Source organism: Haloactinomyces albus, assembly GCF_031458135.1.
Classification (GTDB): Bacteria; Actinomycetota; Actinomycetes; order Mycobacteriales; family Pseudonocardiaceae; genus Haloactinomyces; species Haloactinomyces albus.
In genome coordinates this window covers 486,909-505,046 of the sequence record NZ_JAVDXW010000001.1, presented here as the reverse complement: position 1 = coordinate 505,046, position 18,138 = coordinate 486,909, and the positions used below count along the sequence as shown (strand labels likewise).

The window sequence follows — 18,138 nt, the reverse complement described above, 5'->3', positions numbered from 1 at the left end:
GGGCTGTGCATGCGAGCGGAAACGCCGATGACGACAGGGTGACCCGGACCCACGGTCAACACGAGTTCACGACCGTATCCAGCGCTGATATCCACGTGGGCAGGATCTTCGCGCTACGCGCGGACGAGGTCCGGATGCCCGGCGGCACCACCTCGAGTAGAGAGGTCGTGGAGCACCCTGGGGCGGTGGCCGTCGTTGCGCTCGACGATGCGGGTCGCGTGGTACTGGTCCACCAGTACCGCTACCCCCTCGGGCGCAGGCTGTGGGAGCTTCCGGCGGGCCTGTTGGACGTGGCGGACGAGGACCCGTTGGACACCGCGCAACGTGAATTGGCCGAGGAGGTCGGTTTCGCCGCTGAGCAGTGGTCGGTGCTGGTCGATATCGCTTCCTCGCCGGGATTCACCGATGAGGCCGTGCGAGTGTTCCTGGCCCGGGGCCTCTCCGATGTCGGCAGACCCCTGGCGACGGGGGACGAGGAAGCCGATCTCGTGTTCGAACGGCTGCCGCTGAGTACGGCCGTGCGGCTGGTGTTCGACGGTGAGATCGTCAACGCTCCCACCGTGTCCGGCCTGCTGGCTGCCCAGGCGGTCGGCGAGGGGCGTGCGCAATCCCGAGCACCACGGGCACAGTGGTACGACCGGCCACAGCGCTTTCCCGCGCGTCGGAAACAGGTGTGACGATCCACTGCGGTGACCGTCTCGCGAGTCCGGACACCGCTTCGGCGACCGTGCGTGAATCTTTAGGCTGCAAGCGCATGCTGCCGTGCCGAAGAGCGTCGAAGGAGGCCAGTGGTGCAAGGATTCGAAAACCTGCCCGACGGGTTGCGAGTCGTGATCACCGGCTACCTCGATCACCTGGCGGTCGAGCGTGGTACAGCCCGCAGCACCCTGGATTCCTATGCGCGTGACCTGCGCCGCTATGCCGACTACCTGCTTGGCGGGGGCATTTCCGCGTTGCGGGAGGTCAGTGCGGAGCATGTCGCCTCGTTTCTGGCGGAACTCCGGCAGGGCAGCAGAGGGCGCCCTCCGATGGCGCAGTCTTCGGCAGCCCGGGCACTGGTGGCCGCACGCGGGCTCCACCGGTTCGCCTACCTCGAAGGGCTGACCGACTCCGATGTTGCGCGCGAGGTGTCTCCGCCCAGTCCGCCCCGGCGATTACCCAAAGCTCTTCCGGTGGAGCAGGTGCTTCGCCTGCTGGACAGCTGTGGCGGTGCGGGAGTTCGCGACCTCCGGGAACGGGCGCTGCTGGAACTGCTGTACTCATCCGGTGCGCGAATCTCCGAAGCCGTGGGGCTCGATCTCGACGATGTGAACACCGAGGAGCGCACGGTCTCGTTGGATGGCAAAGGGGGACGGCAACGCCTGGTGCCCGTGGGCCAGCCCGCACTGCACGCCCTGGACGCCTACCTGGTGCGGGCGCGACCGACCCTGGCGATACGTGGACGTGGTAGCCCGGCCGTCTTTCTGAACTCCCGGGGGACGCGGCTGTCCCGGCAGAGCGCCTGGAACGCGCTGAAATCCGCCGCACAGCGGGCGGGTATCACGGCGGAGGTCTCGCCGCACGTACTGCGTCACTCCTTTGCCACGCACCTGCTGGAGGGCGGCGCCGACGTTCGGGTCGTGCAGGAGCTTCTCGGCCATGCGTCGGTGGCCACGACGCAGGTGTATACCTTGGTCACGGTGAACACGTTGCGCGAGGTGTACGCGACGGCGCATCCGCGCGCGCACGGGTGACCGCCGGGCGGTGGTGGTGTCCGTGCGGCGCTTGCCTCCGAGCGTTGCCGTCGAGGGCGGATCGTGGCAAGAACCACCGGCAGCACATTTCCGACACGTCGGCGAGGCGCGTTGCCGCTGGTATTGCCTGCCACTTAGGCTGCGCGCGACTGTCCCAGGCCCTATCGCCACCCGTAGACAAGGAGTCGGATCGTCATGTCGACACCGCAGCCCTCCGCCGACGGGCGGTCCCGGGGCGCGGTCGACCTGAGTATCGCCCCGGACAAACCCGGCGCGCCGGACGAGGACGTCGACACATCCCCGGACTCCTCGTACGACGATGTCGGCCCCACTGGCAGGCCACGTCGGCGCATTCCCGAGCCGCCGATATTGGACAAGCACGGGCCCGCAGCAGTGCTGGCCATGTGCAACCAGAAGGGCGGTGTCGGGAAGACCACCTCGACGATCAACCTCGGTGCCGCACTGGCGGAGTACGGCCGACGGGTGCTGCTGGTGGATTTCGATCCGCAGGGTGCACTCTCGGTCGGCCTCGGGGTACAGCCGCACCAGCTCGAGCAAACGATTTACAACGTCATCATGGAGAGATCGGTCACCCTCGATGACGTGGTGCGCCGGACCACGGTCGAGGGAATGGACCTGTTGCCGAGCAACATCGATCTCTCCGCCGCCGAGGTGCAGCTCGTCGCGGAGGTCGGCCGGGAGCAGACACTGGGGCGCGTGCTGCATCCGGCGATGAAGGAGTACGACTACGTCCTGGTGGACTGCCAACCCTCGCTGGGATTGCTCACGGTCAACGCCCTCGCGGCGGCTGACAGCGTGATCATCCCGCTGGAGTGCGAGTTCTTCAGTCTGCGTGGCGTGGCACTGCTGATCGACACCATCGAGAAGGTTCGTGAGCGTCTGAACCCGAAACTGGAGATCAGCGGGATTCTCGCGACCATGTTCGATCCGCGTACACTGCATTCCAGAGAAGTCATGGCCAGGGTGGTCGAGGCGTTCGGTGACATCGTGTTCGACAGTGTGATCAACCGGACCGTGCGTTTCCCGGAAACCACTGTCGCCGGGGAGCCCATCACGCGCTGGGCCCCGCGATCAGCCGGTTCACGGGCGTATCGCACGCTCGCCCGTGAAGTGCTCGCCCGATGACCGATCCATACGGATCGACCTGAATTGCAGGAGAGATGACGTGAGGGAGGCGGAAGCCGCGGAGGTGACGCCTGCGCCGGACGGGGCGTCCGATCCGGCCCCCGCCGATCGGGAATTGTCGTCCTCGGGTCGCTTCACGGTACGGCTGGACAATTTCGAAGGTCCCTTCGACCTGCTGTTGCAGCTCATCTCGCAGCACCGGCTCGATGTGACCGAAGTGGCGCTACACCGGGTCACCGACGAGTTCATCGCCTACACCAAGGAACTGGGCGAGAGCTCGGAACTGGATGAGATCACCGAGTTTCTCGTGGTGGCGGCGACATTGCTCGATCTCAAGGCAGCGCGGCTGCTGCCCGCCGCCGAGGTGGAGGACGAGGAGGACCTCGCGCTGCTGGAGGCGCGGGATCTGCTGTTCGCGCGGTTGCTGCAGTACCGTGCCTACAAGCAGGTGGCGGCGCTGTTTCGCGAGTTGGAAGCCGGAGCATTGCGCCGGTATCCCCGGGCGGTGTCCCCGGAGGACCGCTTCGCCGGATTGCTGCCGGAGGTCGTGCTGGGAGTGGATCCGATGGGATTCGCCGAAGTCGCCGCTGCCGTGTTTCGGCCGAAGCCGCCTGCGACGGTCTCGCTGGAGCACCTGCACCAGCATCGGATCTCGGTTCGCGAGCATGCGGCGGTGCTGCGTGTGCTTCTCGCGGAGAAGGGCGTCGCAGACTTCGCCGAGTTGGTCGGCGACTGCGAACACTCTCTCGAGGTCGTGGCGAGGTTCCTGGCTCTCCTGGAGTTGTATCGGGAAACCGCGGTGCTGTTCGAACAGGAGGATCCGTTGGGCGAGTTGGTCGTGCACTGGGTCGGCGGTGATCTGCAGCAGGCACGTGCCGACGCCGAGGCGGCCCGGGCCAGTGATGTGGAAGAGGAGTACGGGTGAGCGAGTACGGTGCGACCGATGGGGAAGTCACCCCGCAGACTTCGGAAGCAACCGGCGAGGGCCCGGACCCCGATATCGGGAGGGACGACTCCGGCCGGGCCGCACCGGTGTCCGGGCAGGCGCCCCCGGACCTCACCGCGGAGGCGGCACTGGATGCGGCGCTGGAGGCATTGCTGCTGGTGGTCGACGTTCCCGCTGGTGAAAAGCTTCTCGCGGAGGCCCTGGAGCAGCCGGTCGAGCGGGTCGGGGCAGCTCTGCAGCGGCTGGCCGACAGGTATACCGAGGACGAGCGAGGAATCGATCTGCGGAAGGTCGGGGAGGGTTGGCGCTTCTACACCCGCGAGACGTACGCACCCTATGTGGAGCGCTACCTGCTCGATGGGCAGCGTGCCAAACTGACCCGGGCGGCATTGGAGACGCTCGCGGTGATCGCCTACCGGCAACCGGTGACCCGGTCCAGGGTTGCGGCGGTACGCGGTGTCAACGTCGATGGCGTTATCCGTACCCTGTTGGCACGCGGCCTCGTCGAAGAGGCCGGAACCGACCCGGAAACCGGCGGCATCCTGTACAGCACGACCGAGCTGTTCCTGGAACGGCTCGGGCTGTCCTCGCTGCAGGACCTGCCGCCATTGGCTCCCCTGTTGCCCGAAGTGGATGCGATCGACGATGTCTGAATACCGTGACCCGACCGGCTCGCCTGCCAAGGCGGAGGGGGTGCGCCTGCAGAAGTTGCTGTCCCAGGCAGGGGTGGCCTCGCGGCGTGCGGCTGAGCAGATGATCTCCGAGGGACGGGTCGAAGTTGACGGTGACATGGTCACCGGGATGGGCAAGCGGGTCGATCCGGAGACCGCCGTGATTCACGTGGACGGGACCCGGGTGGTGACCAACCGGGAGGCGACCCACCTGCTGCTGAACAAGCCCAGGGGCATCCTGTGCTCGATGTCCGACGACCAGGATCGGCCGTGCATCGGCGATTATCTGCGCGAGCGTCAGGGGCGCTTGTTCCATGTCGGCAGGCTCGACGTCAACACCGAGGGACTGCTGCTGATCACCAATGACGGCGAGCTCGCCAATCGGCTGATGCACCCTTCGTACGGTGTTCCCAAGACGTATCTGGCGGAAGTGCTGGGACCCATCCCGAAGGACCTGGGGCGCAGGCTCAAGGCGGGGATCGAGCTGGACGACGGCCTGGCCAGGATCGACAGCTTCCAACTGGTCGATGTCAATGGGAACCGTGCGCTGATCGAGGTGGTTTTGCACGAAGGACGCAAGCGCATCGTGCGTCGGTTGCTGCAGGAGGCGGGACATCCGGTGCAACGGCTCGTGCGGACCGCCGTCGGTGAGGTGCGATTGACCAATGAGCGGCAGGGGGCGATCCGTCCTCTGGACCATAAGGAACTGGGCAGTTTGTACCGCGCCGTCGGTCTGTGAAGTGATGCGCGGCGGGGTCGGTGAATTTCTCGAGAAATTCACCGACCCCACCCGGGCAGGATCAACTCGACGCCGCCTGGCTCCGGGGCGGTTCGCGATGCTGAACCATCTTTCGGGCCACCGGTTCGACCACTCGTGCGGCAACCGGCCCGATGATGGCCATGAGCAGCACGTAGGCCGTGGACAGTGCGGCGAGTTTCCCGGCGATGGTGCCGGAGGAGACCGCCAGCCCGGCGATGACGATGGAGAACTCGCCTCGCGCGACCAGGGCCGCACCTGCACGGGCACGACCCATCCTGCGCACGCCCTGCCTTCGTGCCGCGAACCAGCCGGTGGCGACCTTGGTCACGGTGGTGGCCAGTGCGAGCAACAGCGCGAACAGCAGCACCGGCGGAATGGCCGCCGGATCGGTGTTGAGGCCGAAGACCACGAAGAAGATCGCCGCGAACAGATCGCGTAGCGGTTCGAGCATGCGGGTCGCGTTCGTCGCCGTCGATCCGGAGATCGCAATTCCCAGCAGGAACGCACCAACGGCAGCGGATACCTGCAGTTGCGAGGCAATTCCGGCGACGAGCAGAGCGGCCCCGAGCAACCGCAGCAGGAACACCTCGGGATCGGGGCTGTCCACCAGCGCCGAGACGTATCTGCCGAAGCGTAACGCGATGATCAGTACCAGGGTGACGGCGAGAAGGGAGATTCCGACGGCGCTGAGACCGCCGAGGAAACTCACTCCGGCCAGCAGTGCGGTCAGGATCGGTAGGTAGACGGCCATCGCGAGGTCCTCGAAAACCAGCATCGACAGCACCACCGGTGTTTCCCGGTTTCCGAGCCGTCCCAGGTCACCCAGCACCTTCGCGACGATTCCCGAGGAGGAGATGTAGGTAACGCCTGCCATCGCCAGCGCTCCGACCGGTCCCCAACCCAGTAACCACGCCACCAGCGCACCGGGTGTGGCGTTGAGCACGATGTCGACCAGGCCTGCGGGCCAGGAGCGGCGTAGACCGGTGACCAGTTCACCGGCGGAGTATTCCAGGCCGAGCAGGAACAGCAGCAGTACGACGCCGATCTCCGAGGCGACCTGGGTGAACGGCTCGATGCCCGTCAGCGGGAGCAGACCACCACGGCCGAAGGCGAGACCACCGAGCAGGTAGAGCGGGATGGGCGAAATGCCGATCTTCCAGGAGACCCGGCCGAGTATGCCCAGACCGAAGAAAACCGCACCCAGCTCGATGAGGGCGATTGCCGTGTTGTGCACCCTGTGTTAGCCCTTTTCGAGAATTTCGCTGGCCGACCGCAGACCATCCACGGTGCCGACCACGACGAGAAGATCCCCGCCGTTGAACTCGAAGTCGGGCCGCGGCGATGGGTGGGCGGTACCGCCGCGTACCACGGCGACGATGGATACCGAGGTGCGGGTGCGCATCTCCGTGTCACCGAGGGCGTGTCCCTCGTATGGTGAGCCCGGGGTGATGGGTAGCTGCCAGGTGGTGATCCCGGTGACTTCGCGCTGCTGCTCGGTGAGCTGGGCGACGAGTTGCGGGGCGCCGAGCAGGTTGGCCAGCGCACTCGTCTCCTCGGTGTTGAGATCCACCGAGGCAGCGACCTTGTCCGGATCCTGCGGATCGGAGACGATCAGCTCGAGTCGGCCGTCCCGGTAGGTGATCACACCGACCCGGTGGCCGGATCGGGTGGTGAAGTCCTGCTGCGTACCGAGTCCGGGCAGCGGTGTCACTGTGACGTCCACGCCCACGACCCTAATCCCTCCTGGGAAGTCATGGTCGAACACGGTTCACGGAGTATCCGCGGTGGCTTCTTCACGGTATGTCGCTCCCATGGGGTGCGAGTGCGGCTGGTGTCTCCCAGGCAGGCAGAATGGAAGGTCGGCCCGGCATTGCCGCCGGTCGTTTGCGATGAAGGAGGGCACCCGAGGTGGCACAGTCCGCGCTCCGCGGCGTCGTGGCGCTCGATGGTCCATCGGGGACCGGGAAATCCACGGTGGCTCGTCGGTTGGCGTCCGCCCTGGGGGCTGCCTACCTGGACACCGGCGCGATGTATCGGGCGATCACGCTCGCCGCGCTTCGTGTGCGAGCGGCGGTCTCCGATGCCGAGGCCGTTGCGCATGCCGCGCGTTCGGCGGAGCTGGTGATGGGGACGGACCCGGTGCATCCGACGGTAACCTTGGCGGGGGAGGGGGTGGAGCACGATATACGTGGTCCGGCCGTGACCGGTTCCGTCTCGGCGGTATCGGCCATCCCCGCCGTGCGGGAACTGCTGGTGGACGAGCAGCGGCGATTGATCCGGCAGGCGGTGAAGCAGTCCGGAGGGATCGTCGTGGAAGGCCGCGACATCGGCACCGTCGTCGCACCGGAGGCAGGACTGAAGGTCTATCTCACTGCCTCGGCCCATGCGCGAGCACAGCGGCGTACCGCGCAGGATGCCGCAGCAGGCCGTGGCACCGACCTGGAACGGACCCACGCGGACGTGCGCAGACGGGACGATCTGGATTCCGGCCGTGCGGTCTCGCCGCTGCGGATGGCCGATGATTCCGTCGAGTTGGACACGACGGAGCTGGATGTGGCCGGTGCGTTGACGCAGTTGCACAAACTCGTCGAGCAGCGTGGTCTTCTGGCCGGGGAGGAACGAACGATTCGATGACCGCCGAGAACAGTCGCAGCCGGAAGTCGGCAGCCGCGGGGACACCGGCTGCCGCGGACGGTATGCTTCCGGAGGGCGCCTCGTCGGCATGGCATCGCCTGGGGCGGTGGATCGGGGCTACTTTCGTTCGGCTGCCCTACCGCGTGACCATCCACCATGGCGAACGAATACCGAAGTCGGGTGCCATCGTGCTGGTGGCCAATCACAGCTCGATGGTGGATGGGCCGCTGCTGTTCGGCATGGTGCGGCGCAGTGCCGTGTTCCTGGTCAAATACGAGATGTTTCGCGGGCCGCTGGGATGGTTTCTGCGCAGGATCGGCCAACTTCCGGTGCGCCGGGGTGAGGCGGACCGCGCGCCATTGATGGCGGCGATGCGGGTATTGCGTGCCGGTGGCCTGGTCGGTGTGTTTCCGGAGGGAACGCGCGGAGACGGAGTCGTGAGCAATGCCCAGCACGGCGCGGCCTGGCTGGCACGCTCCTCCGGGGCGCGCGTACTGCCGGTCGTCTGCCGGGGTACGCGGCGGCCGGAAGGGCGGAAGCGGAGATTCCTGCCCAGGGTGGACGTGTTGTTCGGCGAGCCGGTGACGTTGCCGGAGGCGAAGGGGCGGGCCGGCCTGACCGCCGCCACGGAGCGGGTTCGTAGCGAACTGGTGGAGCTGCTCGGGGAGCTGGACCGGCTGACCGGCGACGAACGCGACGACTGCGACGACTGCGATGACGATGCGAGAGGGAACCAAGCGTGACCGAAGATCCGCTGGCGGATGCGAGCGACGGTAGCGAACTGGACGGGAGCTGGTTCGACGAGTCCGAATGGATGGCGTTCGATGATGCCGAGTACTCGGACGAGCCGGACGGTGCCGGAGCACCGCAGCCGGTACTGGCGGTGGTCGGCCGTCCCAACGTGGGCAAGTCGACGTTGGTGAATCGACTGCTGGGGCGCCGCGAGGCCGTCGTGCAGGACACTCCTGGGGTAACCAGGGACCGAGTGGCTTACGACGCGCTGTGGAGCGGTCGGCGCTTCACGGTCGTGGACACCGGAGGCTGGGAACCCGATGCGAAGGGCATGCAGGCGTCGATAACGGCACAGGCGGAGAGGGCGATGTCCGCCGCCGACGTCGTACTTCTGGTCGTGGATGTCCAGGTCGGTGCCACCGAGGCCGAAGAAGCGGTCGCGAAGGTGCTGCGCCGTTCCAAGCGTCCGGTCTTGCTGGCGGCGAACAAGGTCGATGATCAGCGTACCCTGGCCGAGGCGGCGGCACTGTGGTCGCTGGGGCTGGGCGAGCCGCAGCCGGTGAGTGCCACCCACGGCCGTGGCTCCGGCGACCTGCTCGACAAGGTCCTGGAAGCGTTCCCGACCACCCCGCGCGAGGAATTCGCCGCCACGGGCGGTCCACGTAGGGTCGCTCTGCTCGGCAAGCCCAATGTCGGCAAGTCCAGCCTGCTCAACCGCCTCGTCGGTGAACAGCGCGCCGTGGTCGACGAGGCGGCGGGCACCACGGTCGATCCTGTCGACTCGCTGGTCGAACTCGATGGCGAGGTGTGGCGCTTCGTCGATACCGCGGGGTTGCGCAAGCGGGTCAAGACCGCCCAGGGCACCGAGTACTACGCTTCGCTGCGCACCAAGGCGGCGATCGAGGCGGCCGAAGTCGCCATCGTGCTGGTCGATGCCTCCGAACCACTGAGCGAGCAGGACCTGCGAGTCATCAGCATGGTGATCGAGGCCGGGCGTGCTCTGGTCATCGCCTACAACAAATGGGACCTGGTCGACGACGAGCGCAGACAGAAGCTGAACAAGGAGATCGACCGGCAGTTGGTGCGCGCGCGCTGGGCGGAACGCGTCAACATTTCGGCGGAGACGGGGCGTGCGGTGGCGAAATTGGCGCCTTCGCTTCGTGCCGCCTTGGACTCGTGGGACCAGCGGGTCTCCACCGGGAAGATCAACTCCTGGATTTCCGACGTGGTCGCGGCACATCCTCCGCCCGTGCGTGGCGGGAAACAGCCGAAGATCATGTTCGCCACCCAGGCGCATCCGCGGCCGCCGACACTGGTGCTGTTCACCACGGGCTTTTTGGAGGCGGGCTACCGCCGATTCCTGGAGCGTAAATTCCGGGAGACGTTCGGATTCGTGGGGAGTCCGGTACGCATTTCGGTGCGGGTCCGCGAGCGCAAGGACCCGAAGAGTTCCCGGCGGTAGGCAGGGTTCCTCGATCTCGTAGGCTGTGTGCACGCCCGGCACGACCTGTTGCTCTTCTTCGAGAAACGAAAGTGTGCGAAACGATGCGGCACCTACAGCTACCCTCCGGTGCGAGCCTGCCCGTGCTGGGGCAGGGCACCTGGGGCATGGGTGAACGAGGAGCGGACCGCGCCGCCGAGGTGGCGGCGTTGCGACACGGTCTCGACCTCGGGATCGGTCTGCTGGATACCGCCGAGATGTACGGCAGCGGCGGTGCGGAGGAAGTCGTCGGGGAGGCGATCTCCGGTCGGCGGGACGAAGCGTTTCTGGTCAGCAAGGTGTTCCCGCACAACGCGAGCAGGCGCGGAGCCGTCGAGGCATGCGAACGCAGTTTGCGGCGCCTGAACACCGATCGGGTGGATCTCTACCTGCTGCACTGGCGGGGTGGCACACCGCTGGAGGAGACGCTGGAGGCATTTCGGGAGCTGCAAGCCGATGGCAAGATCCGCTATTTCGGCGTGAGCAACTTCGATCCCGATGACATGCGCGAGGTGTTCTCCGCCGAGGCAGGCCGTGAGGTACAGACCAATCAGGTGCTGTACAACCTGACCCGGCGCGGTGTCGAGTTCGAGCTGTTGCCGTGGTGCCGTGAGCGGAACATGCCGGTCATGGCGTACTCGCCGATCGAACAGGGCAGGCTGCTCGGCAACACGGTTCTGCGCGATATCGCCGGGGAGCACGGCGTGTCACCGGCTCAGGTGGCCGTCGCGTGGGTGCTGCACCAGGACGGTGTGTGCGCCATCCCGAAGGCCGCGACCATCGAGCACGTCGAGCAGAACCATGCCGCACTGGAGGTGTCCCTCTCGGCGGAGGACCTTTCCCGGCTCGATGCCGAGTTCCCGGCACCGCAGCGGCCCACCCCGCTGGAGATTCTGTGACCTGCTCGGTCGACCGGACACCGTGGTGGCTCCCTGAACGGCCTTCAACGAAGCGAACCGCCGCCTGAGGCGGCGGTTCGGCGACCGTCCGAGCGGTCTTTCGGAAACCACTCGTCTCGGTGGCCACCGGATCCGGTGGCCACCGAGGTCGGTTCATGCGGGCCCGGGCTCGCCACCGAGCGCCCGTTGCAGGAAATCGAGCTGGAGCCGCAGCAGGTTCTCCGTCGTGGTCTCCGTCGTGGGAACGTGGCTCACGCCGGGCAGTGGCAGCAGCGTGTGCGGTCGGGCCGCCGCCGTGAGTGCGGCCGACAGGCGCAGTGAATGGGCGGGCACGACATTGTCGTCGACAGTGCCGTGCACGATCAGCATCGGGCGTCTCAGCTGTGCTGCCGCACCGATCAGGGAGTTCGACTCGTACACCTCGGGTGCGCTGCCCGGATCGCCGAGGTAGCGCTCGGTGTAGTGGGTGTCGTAGAGCCGCCAGTCGCACACGGCGGCACCGGCGATCGCCGCGTGAAAGATATCCGGCCGCTGTAGTACGGCCAGGGCAGCCAGGTAACCTCCGAACGACCAGCCGCGGACGGCGACCCGGTCGAGGTCCAGTTCCGGGTGCTCGGCGGCGATCGCGTGCAGCGCGTCGATCTGGTCATCCAGCGGTGGCCCGGCCAGGTCGCCCGCGACCGCGCGGTCCCACTCCGGTGTGCGCCCGGCCATGCCTCGTCCATCGGTGACCACCACGGCGAATCCCTGGTCGGCGAACCACTGGGAAGTGAGATAGCCGTACTGCCGAGCCAGGACCCGCTGTGCCTGGGGACCGCCGTACGGGTCGAGCAGCACGGGAAGCGGGCCGTGTTCGGGCCGGTAGCCGTCGGGCAGCAGCAGTGCACTGCGCAGCTCGCGTTCTCCGGCCCACAGCAGTTCGACCTTGGGTTCGATCGTGGGCGTGTCGGCACGGGAGCCGATCTCGGTGATTCGGCGTGTGCCCTCGACAACGATCATTCGGGTGCCCGGTTCGTCGAGGCCGGAGGAGGACAGCACCATGGTCGCACCGGAGCGGGTGGCGGTGTGTACTCCGACGCCGCTGGACAGGCGCTCGATTCCCTGCGGACCGGCTCGATACACGTGGATCTGTGCCGGATCCCGTTCCGATGCAGACAGCAGGATGTCCTCGTCGTCGATGTCCAGGACCGCGCGGACCTGTATGTCGTTGCCGGTCCGGTCCTGGCCGCCGACCATGAGCCGATAGGCACCCTCGTGGGCACTGATTCGCACGAGTTGCCCGTCCGGTGTCCAGGAGGGCCACCCCGATTTGATCTCCACCCAATGCGGGTCCGTTTCCCGGTGCAGTTCTCGTGTTCGTCCGGTCTCGGGATCGAGCGCGAGGACGAGCTGGGTACGCTGATCCCGGGTTTGCACGGTGAGCAGCGGAGGTCCGTACGGCGACCAGTGGGCGGCCACCAGGTAGGGAAAGACCTCCCGGTCCCACGAAACGTCGATGTGGCGAGCATCGAGCCCGATCAGCGCCAGCGTGACCTCGGCGTTGGCGGTTCCGGCAGCCGGATAGGGCATGGTGGTCGGTTGCTCCGCCGGATGCGTGGGATCGGCGAGGTACCACAGCTGCACGGGAGTTTCGTCCACGCGCGCGGTCAGCAGCACCGTGCCGTCGGGTGACCACCAGTAGCCGCGGCTGCGTCCCATTTCCTCGGCCGCGATGAATTCGGCGACACCCCATCGGACCTGCTCGTGTTCGGGTTCGGCGAGTGCCCGGTCAGCGGAGCCGTCCACGTTGATCACTCGGAGTTGCCCGCGGGAGGTGTAGGCGATGTGCCGACCGTCGGGATCCGGTCTCGGATCGGCCACGGGAGACTGTGCCGGAAGTTCCCGCACGGTCCCGGTGGTGAGGTCGGCCAGGAAGAGTCGCCCCGAAAGAGTGAACGAGACTTGGCCGACCTCCCGATCGGTGGAGTACGCGGTGATTCCCGCGGCGCGCTCTCGCGCGCGTTCCCGACGAGCCTGTTCCGCTGCGGAGATGGCTTCCTCGCCCTGCAATGCGATCGGATCGGCGATGCACCGTTCCGTACCGGAACGGGTATCCAATGCCCACAGCGCGTTGCTGCGGTCGGTGCCGCTGGAGGAACGGAGGAAGAGCACGGTCCTCCCGCCGGGAACAACGGTGACGTTTCGAGGAGCACCGAGAGTGAATCCCTGCGTCAGGGCGCTGTGCCGAGGAAAGGATTGCTCTGGCGACGTGTCGGGTGAGGACATGCACGCAGCCTGCCAAATCGGGTGGCGATCCGGGCCGGGTGGTGTGCGTTGCTCCGGTGCCGCAGGCGATTCCGCTCTACAATGGGACATCGTTTCTTCGCTGCCCGTGAGAAGCCGTGCTCATCGCCGGTAGCCGGTAACTGCCCTCGCCGGTGTGCCGCGGCCGTGACAGAGGGGAGGGGATGACCGTGTGTCGCCTGCGCATCCTGAGTGCACTGATCATCCTCCCGTTGGTGCTCGCGATGGGACCGGGCGGCAGCCGTGCCGAGCAGGATGGTGCGGTACGTGGAGAGACGACCAATGCCACCTACTACAACAATGCCGCGACGCTCGGCAGCGACCCGTATGTCCTCTACGACCGGGACAGCGGCTATTACTACGCGTACTCCACCACCACTGCGGACACCGGATACCGGTTCGCCATTCACCGTTCGCCGGACCTGGCGACCTGGGAACGGCTCCCGGGCGGTGCGCTGGACGTGGACGACGGGAACCGGTGGGGGCATGATCGGTTCCGGGCGCCGGAGGTCTATCACAACACCGAAACGGACCTGTACTACCTGTTCTACTCCGCGCGCAAGCGCGACAACGTCGCCGAGCGATCCGGCAAGCTGGGAGTGGCGGTCGCGGAATCACCACGAGGACCGTTCCGCGACATCACCGGCAAACCACTCGACTACGTCCCCTACGCTCCGGGGAGTCCGGGCAGCTACATCGCGGTGACCGATCCGCACATCCTGTTCGACCACGGGCGCATCTACCTGTACTTCGCCCGTGGTGCTTTCCGGAGGGATCGGGATTCCGCGCGCGGCGCGTACGCACAGCCCTCGGCCGTCCACGCCGTCGAGTTGACCACGGGCTGGTGGCATGATCCGACCGGCCGGACGATGCCCCGAATCCGTCCCCGCTACGTCAATGCGAACAAGGCTCCCGGGGATCCACCCGGCGTGCGCAAGGACGGGTTCACCTCCGTCCTCGACCAGCGGCCGGACGGACCGGACACACCGGAGGGGGAAAACGCCCACGTCGATGATGCCGGGTCGGGTGCAGTGCCCCGAGACCGACATCGGATGGAAGGCCCCACGGTGGTCGAGCATCACCGGTTCGAGAGCGGTCGGCGTGTTCCCGTCTACTACCTGCTCTATTCCGCCGAGCACGGCACGAGGGACACCTACGGGGTCGGCTATGCCGTGTCGGACAGTCCACTGGGGCCGTGGCGAAGAAGCGAGAACAACCCCGTCCTGGCTCGGGATGCGAGCATGGGCATGTACTCCCCCGGGCACGGAAGCGTGGTGTCCTCACCGGACGGATCGCAACTTTACTACCTCCATCAAGCACGCCCTTCACCCACGGTCGACCGGCGCTTGTACACCGAACGAATGCGTTTTTCAGCCGGCGACCCCGATGTGGGCGGCAGCCCGTCCCTGGTGATCGAACAGTCGGTGAGTGACGAACCCGTCCCGTCCGGAGTGGCACCGTATTCGCTGACCACCAACGCCCGACTCATCGACATGAGCGGGCAGCAAGCGGGCGAACTACGCTGGGCCGTGACCAGCGCATCCGGGGCGGCGATGGACCTGTCCCGGCCCTTGAACCGCGTCCGGGCCACGCTGAATCCCACCAGTCCGGTCACGGTGGCAGCCTACGACGATCGAGCGGTGCTGACCGGGCACCAGACCGGTGTCGCCGCATTGCGCCTGCAGTACCAGCGGCGCCGGTACCGCGGCGCCTATGTCGACATCAGCAACACCACGGTCGGAGACGACAATCGGGAAAGCCGTGAGCCCGTGGCGGCCATGGTGGCGGTGGCCGGGTGCACCGCCACCATCACGGGAACACACCACGGACCGCTGCGAGTGTCCGATGGAGGAGTGACGTGCCTGCGTGATGCCGTCGTGACGGGTCCGGTGCGAGTGGGCCCGGCGGCATCGCTCGTGGCCGTGCGCTCGGCGATCGCCGGACCGGTCGAGGCACACCGACCCGATGCGGTGTGGATATCCGGCGGAACGGTTTCCGGGCCCGTGCGGGTCGAGCGTGCGACCGGCATCGTGCGTCTGGAAGGCGCGAGGGTCTCGGGGCGGGTTTCGGTGACCGGTTCGACCGGGAAAGTCACGATCGCCCGTTCGATCGTGCACGGTCCGGTGTCCGTGCACGGCAACGTGGGTACGCGCTCGATTGTCGTGACGGATAACGCGATCGATGGTGCGCTGGGGTGTACCGGGAATGTTCCGGGCCCCGCAGGGGACAGGGGACTCAACTCCGTGCGGGGTCCGGCATCGGGACAGTGCGAAACGCTGGCGGTTTCGCGCGTGCGGTGATCGAAGGATCGTGCTCGTCCGATGGCTCTCTCGCGGGCCTTGCGCATCGGCGGAGAAGCGCGGCATCACCTCAGCCGATGAGCATGCCGGCGATGGTGGCGCTCATGAGATTGGCCAACGTGCCCGCGAGGACTGCCCGGATGGCATATTTCGCGATCATCGGGCGGCGATCCGGCACGAGTCCGCCGAGCCCGCCGAGCAGGATTCCCAGGGAGCTGAAGTTGGCGAATCCGGTGAGTGCGAAGGTGATGATCGTTGCTGTCTTGGGGGTGAACTCATCGGCGACCGGCCCGAAATCGGCGAACGCGACGAACTCGTTGAGTGCCAGTTTCTGGCCGAGGAAGCTACCTGCTTCGATGGCCTCGTTGAACGGAACACCGATGGCGACCATGACCGGGGAGAAGATGTAGCCGAGGATCTTCTGGAAGGTGAGGTCCTCCAAGCCGACCAGACCCCCGAGTCCGCCGATGATCAGGTTGAGCAGTGCGATCAGCGAAATGAACGCGAACAGCATGGCACCGACGTTCAGCGCCAGTTTGAGACCGTCCGAAGCCCCGGTGGCAGCCGCATCGATGACGTTGCGCGGTTTCTCCGAGGTCATGCCCTCCTCGGCGGGGGACTGGTCCGAACGCTTGCCGTCCTCCGCCGTCTCGTCGATGTTCGAGCTCGCCGACTCCGGGGTGCTGCCGTTTTCCGAACTGTCACGCGCGGTCGCGTCGGCATGGTCGGCGCTCGCCTCCGTGCTACGGAGGGGCGCCGAGCTGGTCACCGCCCTGTCGCTTTTCGTGCGCTCCGTTTCCGGAACGATGATCTTCGCCATGAGCAGCCCTGCAGGCGCGGCCATGAAGCTCGCCGCGATCAGGTACTCCAGTCGCGCGCCCAGGAGTGAGTAGCCGACCAGGACCGTACCGGCGACGGTCGAGAGACCACCGGCCATGACGGCGAAGAACTCCGAGCGCGTCATCTTGGCCAGGTAGGGGCGGATGACCAGTGGTGCCTCGGTTTGGCCGACGAAGATGTTCGCGGTCGCATTGAGGGATTCGGCTCTGGTGGTGCCCAGTACCTTCTGCAGGCCGCCGCCGATGATGCGCACGATCCACTGCAGGATGTTCCAGTGGTAGAGCACGGCGGCCAGCGAGGCCACGAACACGATCAGTGGCAGTACTTGGAAAGCGAACAGCGTGCCCTCTTCGGGCAGGATCGGGCCGACCATGAACTCGATGCCCTCGTTGGCCGAATTGATCACCTTGCCCACGCCGTCGGCGACCGCCTGCAGGACTTGTCTGCCGACCGGCCACTGCAGCACGAGGATCGCGAAGAGGACCTGGATGAGCAGCGCCCCGATCACTGTTCGCGGTCTGACGGAGCGGGGACTGATCGACAATGCGAACGCGATCAGCAACAGCACGAGCATGCCGCCGATTCCCCATAGCACCTGCACGAATACCGTCCCTTCCACAGAGTCGACGGGCGCAGGATCGGCTCGGTGGCCGAGCGCAACCGCAAACGCCGCTGTTTGCTTGATCGGGAATGCTCGCACTCGGATGGGATCGTTGGACAGACAGCCGAGGAATTTCGCTACCGCCGAACGACGATATTTCCGTTGAGCGGAAGGTGGGGTTGCGTGCAGGGGTGTGGCGCTCTCGTTGCTGGCTCTATCTCCGAGTCTCGAGAGCAGTGGCGAGGCGTCGAATGAGGACGAACAGGAGCGGGAAGAGACCGAGGATCGCCCATCGACCGTCACCGGTCCACAGCCATATGGCCAGACCGGCCGCGATCGCGACGGCACTTGCCACGGTGGTCCAGTCGTTCCAGCGACGTTGTGCCCGTACCCCGGCCACGGCAGCGGCCGCGGCGAGTATGCCGGTGACGAACCAGCGCCACTCGATGGTGAAGATCCACACGCTCGTTCCGAGCAGGATCACCGCTCCTGCCACGCGGACGTCGTTGCGGTTACTCAGCGGTTGCCCCTTCATCCGCGACGTGTCCTCACCTCGCTGTGTCCGGTACAGACGAGCTCGCCGATGTTCGAACGCGGGCGGACATCCGCGCTGAAGCCGGTACACCCGTCATTCGACGCGAGACGGTGCCGCCGACTGCTGCTCACCGTTGCCCTCGGACGGTACGTGCACATCGTTGACCGCGATGTTGACCTCGATGACTTCCAGCCCGGCCATCTGCTGCACTGCGGAGATCACGTTACGTCGCACCGTACGGGTCAGATCGACGATGGGCGCACCGTACTCGGCAATCACATCCAGGTCGATCGCGGCCTGCTTCTCGCCGACCTCGACCCGGACACCGGCGGTCTGTGCGGTGCCTGCCCCGGGGACACGCTCGCGCACTGCCCCGAAAGCGCGGGAGGCTCCACCGCCCATCGCGTGAATACCGGAGACCTCACGAGCGGCGAGGCCGGTGATCTTCTGTACCACTTGCGGCGCGATGGCAGTCCCTCCGCGGGGCTTTTCCGCGGAAGAACTCGTTGCTGCCGGTTGGGTCGATGCCGGCTGGTGGGAGCGAGTTTCCTCCTGCTGCGGGTTCTCGGACATCGCTC

17 protein-coding genes are annotated in these 18,138 nt (G+C 66.6%); 11 read left to right on the top strand and 6 right to left on the bottom strand.

Features of this window, described 5'->3' with window-relative positions; translation table 11 throughout:
• Positions 1–5: 5 nt before the first annotated feature.
• From JOF55_RS02355 to JOF55_RS02330, 6 genes are all read left to right on the top strand, one after another.
• Positions 6–677: an NUDIX domain-containing protein gene (locus tag JOF55_RS02355; RefSeq protein WP_310268850.1), complete on the top strand. Its 672-nt coding sequence runs from the start codon at positions 6–8 to the stop codon at positions 675–677.
• A 114-nt stretch (positions 678–791) separates the two neighbouring features.
• Positions 792–1,733, top strand: coding sequence for a site-specific tyrosine recombinase XerD (gene xerD, locus JOF55_RS02350; RefSeq protein ID WP_310268845.1), 942 nt, complete (start codon positions 792–794; stop codon positions 1,731–1,733).
• A 195-nt stretch (positions 1,734–1,928) separates the two neighbouring features.
• On the top strand, positions 1,929–2,879 hold the full coding sequence (locus JOF55_RS02345) for a ParA family protein (protein WP_310268841.1): 951 nt from the start codon (positions 1,929–1,931) through the stop codon (positions 2,877–2,879).
• A 115-nt stretch (positions 2,880–2,994) separates the two neighbouring features.
• Entirely contained in the window at positions 2,995–3,804 is an 810-nt protein-coding gene (locus tag JOF55_RS02340) for a segregation and condensation protein A (protein WP_374727363.1), read from the top strand.
• Positions 3,805–3,878: 74 nt separating this feature from the next.
• Positions 3,879–4,478 carry an SMC-Scp complex subunit ScpB gene (gene scpB / locus JOF55_RS02335; protein WP_374727362.1) on the top strand — a complete coding sequence of 200 codons (600 nt, stop codon included), beginning with the start codon at positions 3,879–3,881 and terminating at the stop codon, positions 4,476–4,478.
• Entirely contained in the window at positions 4,471–5,235 is a 765-nt protein-coding gene (locus tag JOF55_RS02330; RefSeq protein ID WP_310268835.1) for a pseudouridine synthase, read from the top strand. The genes scpB and JOF55_RS02330 overlap by 8 nt, the downstream gene beginning before the upstream one ends.
• A gap of 61 nt (positions 5,236–5,296) precedes the next feature.
• Here JOF55_RS02330 and JOF55_RS02325 read toward each other — a convergent pair whose 3' ends face one another.
• Positions 5,297–6,490 (bottom strand): cation:proton antiporter, encoded by a 1,194-nt coding sequence (locus JOF55_RS02325; RefSeq protein ID WP_310268832.1) that lies wholly within the window; start codon positions 6,488–6,490, stop codon positions 5,297–5,299.
• Positions 6,491–6,496: 6 nt separating this feature from the next.
• Complete coding sequence (locus JOF55_RS02320; protein ID WP_310268830.1) at positions 6,497–6,979, bottom strand: cation:proton antiporter regulatory subunit; 483 nt, start codon at positions 6,977–6,979, stop codon at positions 6,497–6,499.
• Between the two features lie 185 nt (positions 6,980–7,164).
• Between JOF55_RS02320 and cmk the strand changes: the two genes are divergently transcribed.
• The 4 genes from cmk to JOF55_RS02300 all read left to right on the top strand — a co-directional run bounded on the left by cmk (position 7,165) and on the right by JOF55_RS02300 (position 11,001).
• On the top strand, positions 7,165–7,890 hold the full coding sequence (gene cmk, locus JOF55_RS02315; RefSeq protein WP_310268827.1) for a (d)CMP kinase: 726 nt from the start codon (positions 7,165–7,167) through the stop codon (positions 7,888–7,890).
• Positions 7,887–8,633 carry a lysophospholipid acyltransferase family protein gene (locus tag JOF55_RS02310; RefSeq protein WP_310268824.1) on the top strand — a complete coding sequence of 249 codons (747 nt, stop codon included), beginning with the start codon at positions 7,887–7,889 and terminating at the stop codon, positions 8,631–8,633. Before cmk ends, JOF55_RS02310 begins: the two co-directional genes overlap by 4 nt.
• Complete coding sequence (gene der / locus JOF55_RS02305) at positions 8,630–10,084, top strand: ribosome biogenesis GTPase Der (RefSeq protein WP_310268821.1); 1,455 nt, start codon at positions 8,630–8,632, stop codon at positions 10,082–10,084. Before JOF55_RS02310 ends, der begins: the two co-directional genes overlap by 4 nt.
• Positions 10,085–10,167: 83 nt before the next feature.
• Positions 10,168–11,001 (top strand): aldo/keto reductase, encoded by an 834-nt coding sequence (locus tag JOF55_RS02300; RefSeq protein WP_310268817.1) that lies wholly within the window; start codon positions 10,168–10,170, stop codon positions 10,999–11,001.
• A gap of 153 nt (positions 11,002–11,154) precedes the next feature.
• Here the strand turns inward: JOF55_RS02300 and JOF55_RS02295 are convergent, their stop codons facing one another.
• Positions 11,155–13,266 (bottom strand): S9 family peptidase, encoded by a 2,112-nt coding sequence (locus JOF55_RS02295; RefSeq protein WP_374727203.1) that lies wholly within the window; start codon positions 13,264–13,266, stop codon positions 11,155–11,157.
• Positions 13,267–13,448: 182 nt separating this feature from the next.
• Here JOF55_RS02295 and JOF55_RS02290 point away from each other — a divergent pair, with 182 nt between their 5' ends.
• Entirely contained in the window at positions 13,449–15,584 is a 2,136-nt protein-coding gene (locus JOF55_RS02290; protein WP_310268811.1) for a family 43 glycosylhydrolase, read from the top strand.
• Positions 15,585–15,654: 70 nt separating this feature from the next.
• Here the strand turns inward: JOF55_RS02290 and JOF55_RS02285 are convergent, their stop codons facing one another.
• The 3 genes from JOF55_RS02285 to JOF55_RS02275 all read right to left on the bottom strand — a co-directional run bounded on the left by JOF55_RS02285 (position 15,655) and on the right by JOF55_RS02275 (position 18,133).
• Positions 15,655–17,025 carry a NupC/NupG family nucleoside CNT transporter gene (locus JOF55_RS02285; RefSeq protein WP_310268808.1) on the bottom strand — a complete coding sequence of 457 codons (1,371 nt, stop codon included), beginning with the start codon at positions 17,023–17,025 and terminating at the stop codon, positions 15,655–15,657.
• Between the two features lie 214 nt (positions 17,026–17,239).
• Positions 17,240–17,560: a hypothetical protein gene (locus tag JOF55_RS02280; RefSeq protein ID WP_310268806.1), complete on the bottom strand. Its 321-nt coding sequence runs from the start codon at positions 17,558–17,560 to the stop codon at positions 17,240–17,242.
• A 93-nt stretch (positions 17,561–17,653) separates the two neighbouring features.
• Positions 17,654–18,133 carry an Asp23/Gls24 family envelope stress response protein gene (locus tag JOF55_RS02275; protein WP_310268804.1) on the bottom strand — a complete coding sequence of 160 codons (480 nt, stop codon included), beginning with the start codon at positions 18,131–18,133 and terminating at the stop codon, positions 17,654–17,656.
• Positions 18,134–18,138 lie beyond the last annotated feature (5 nt).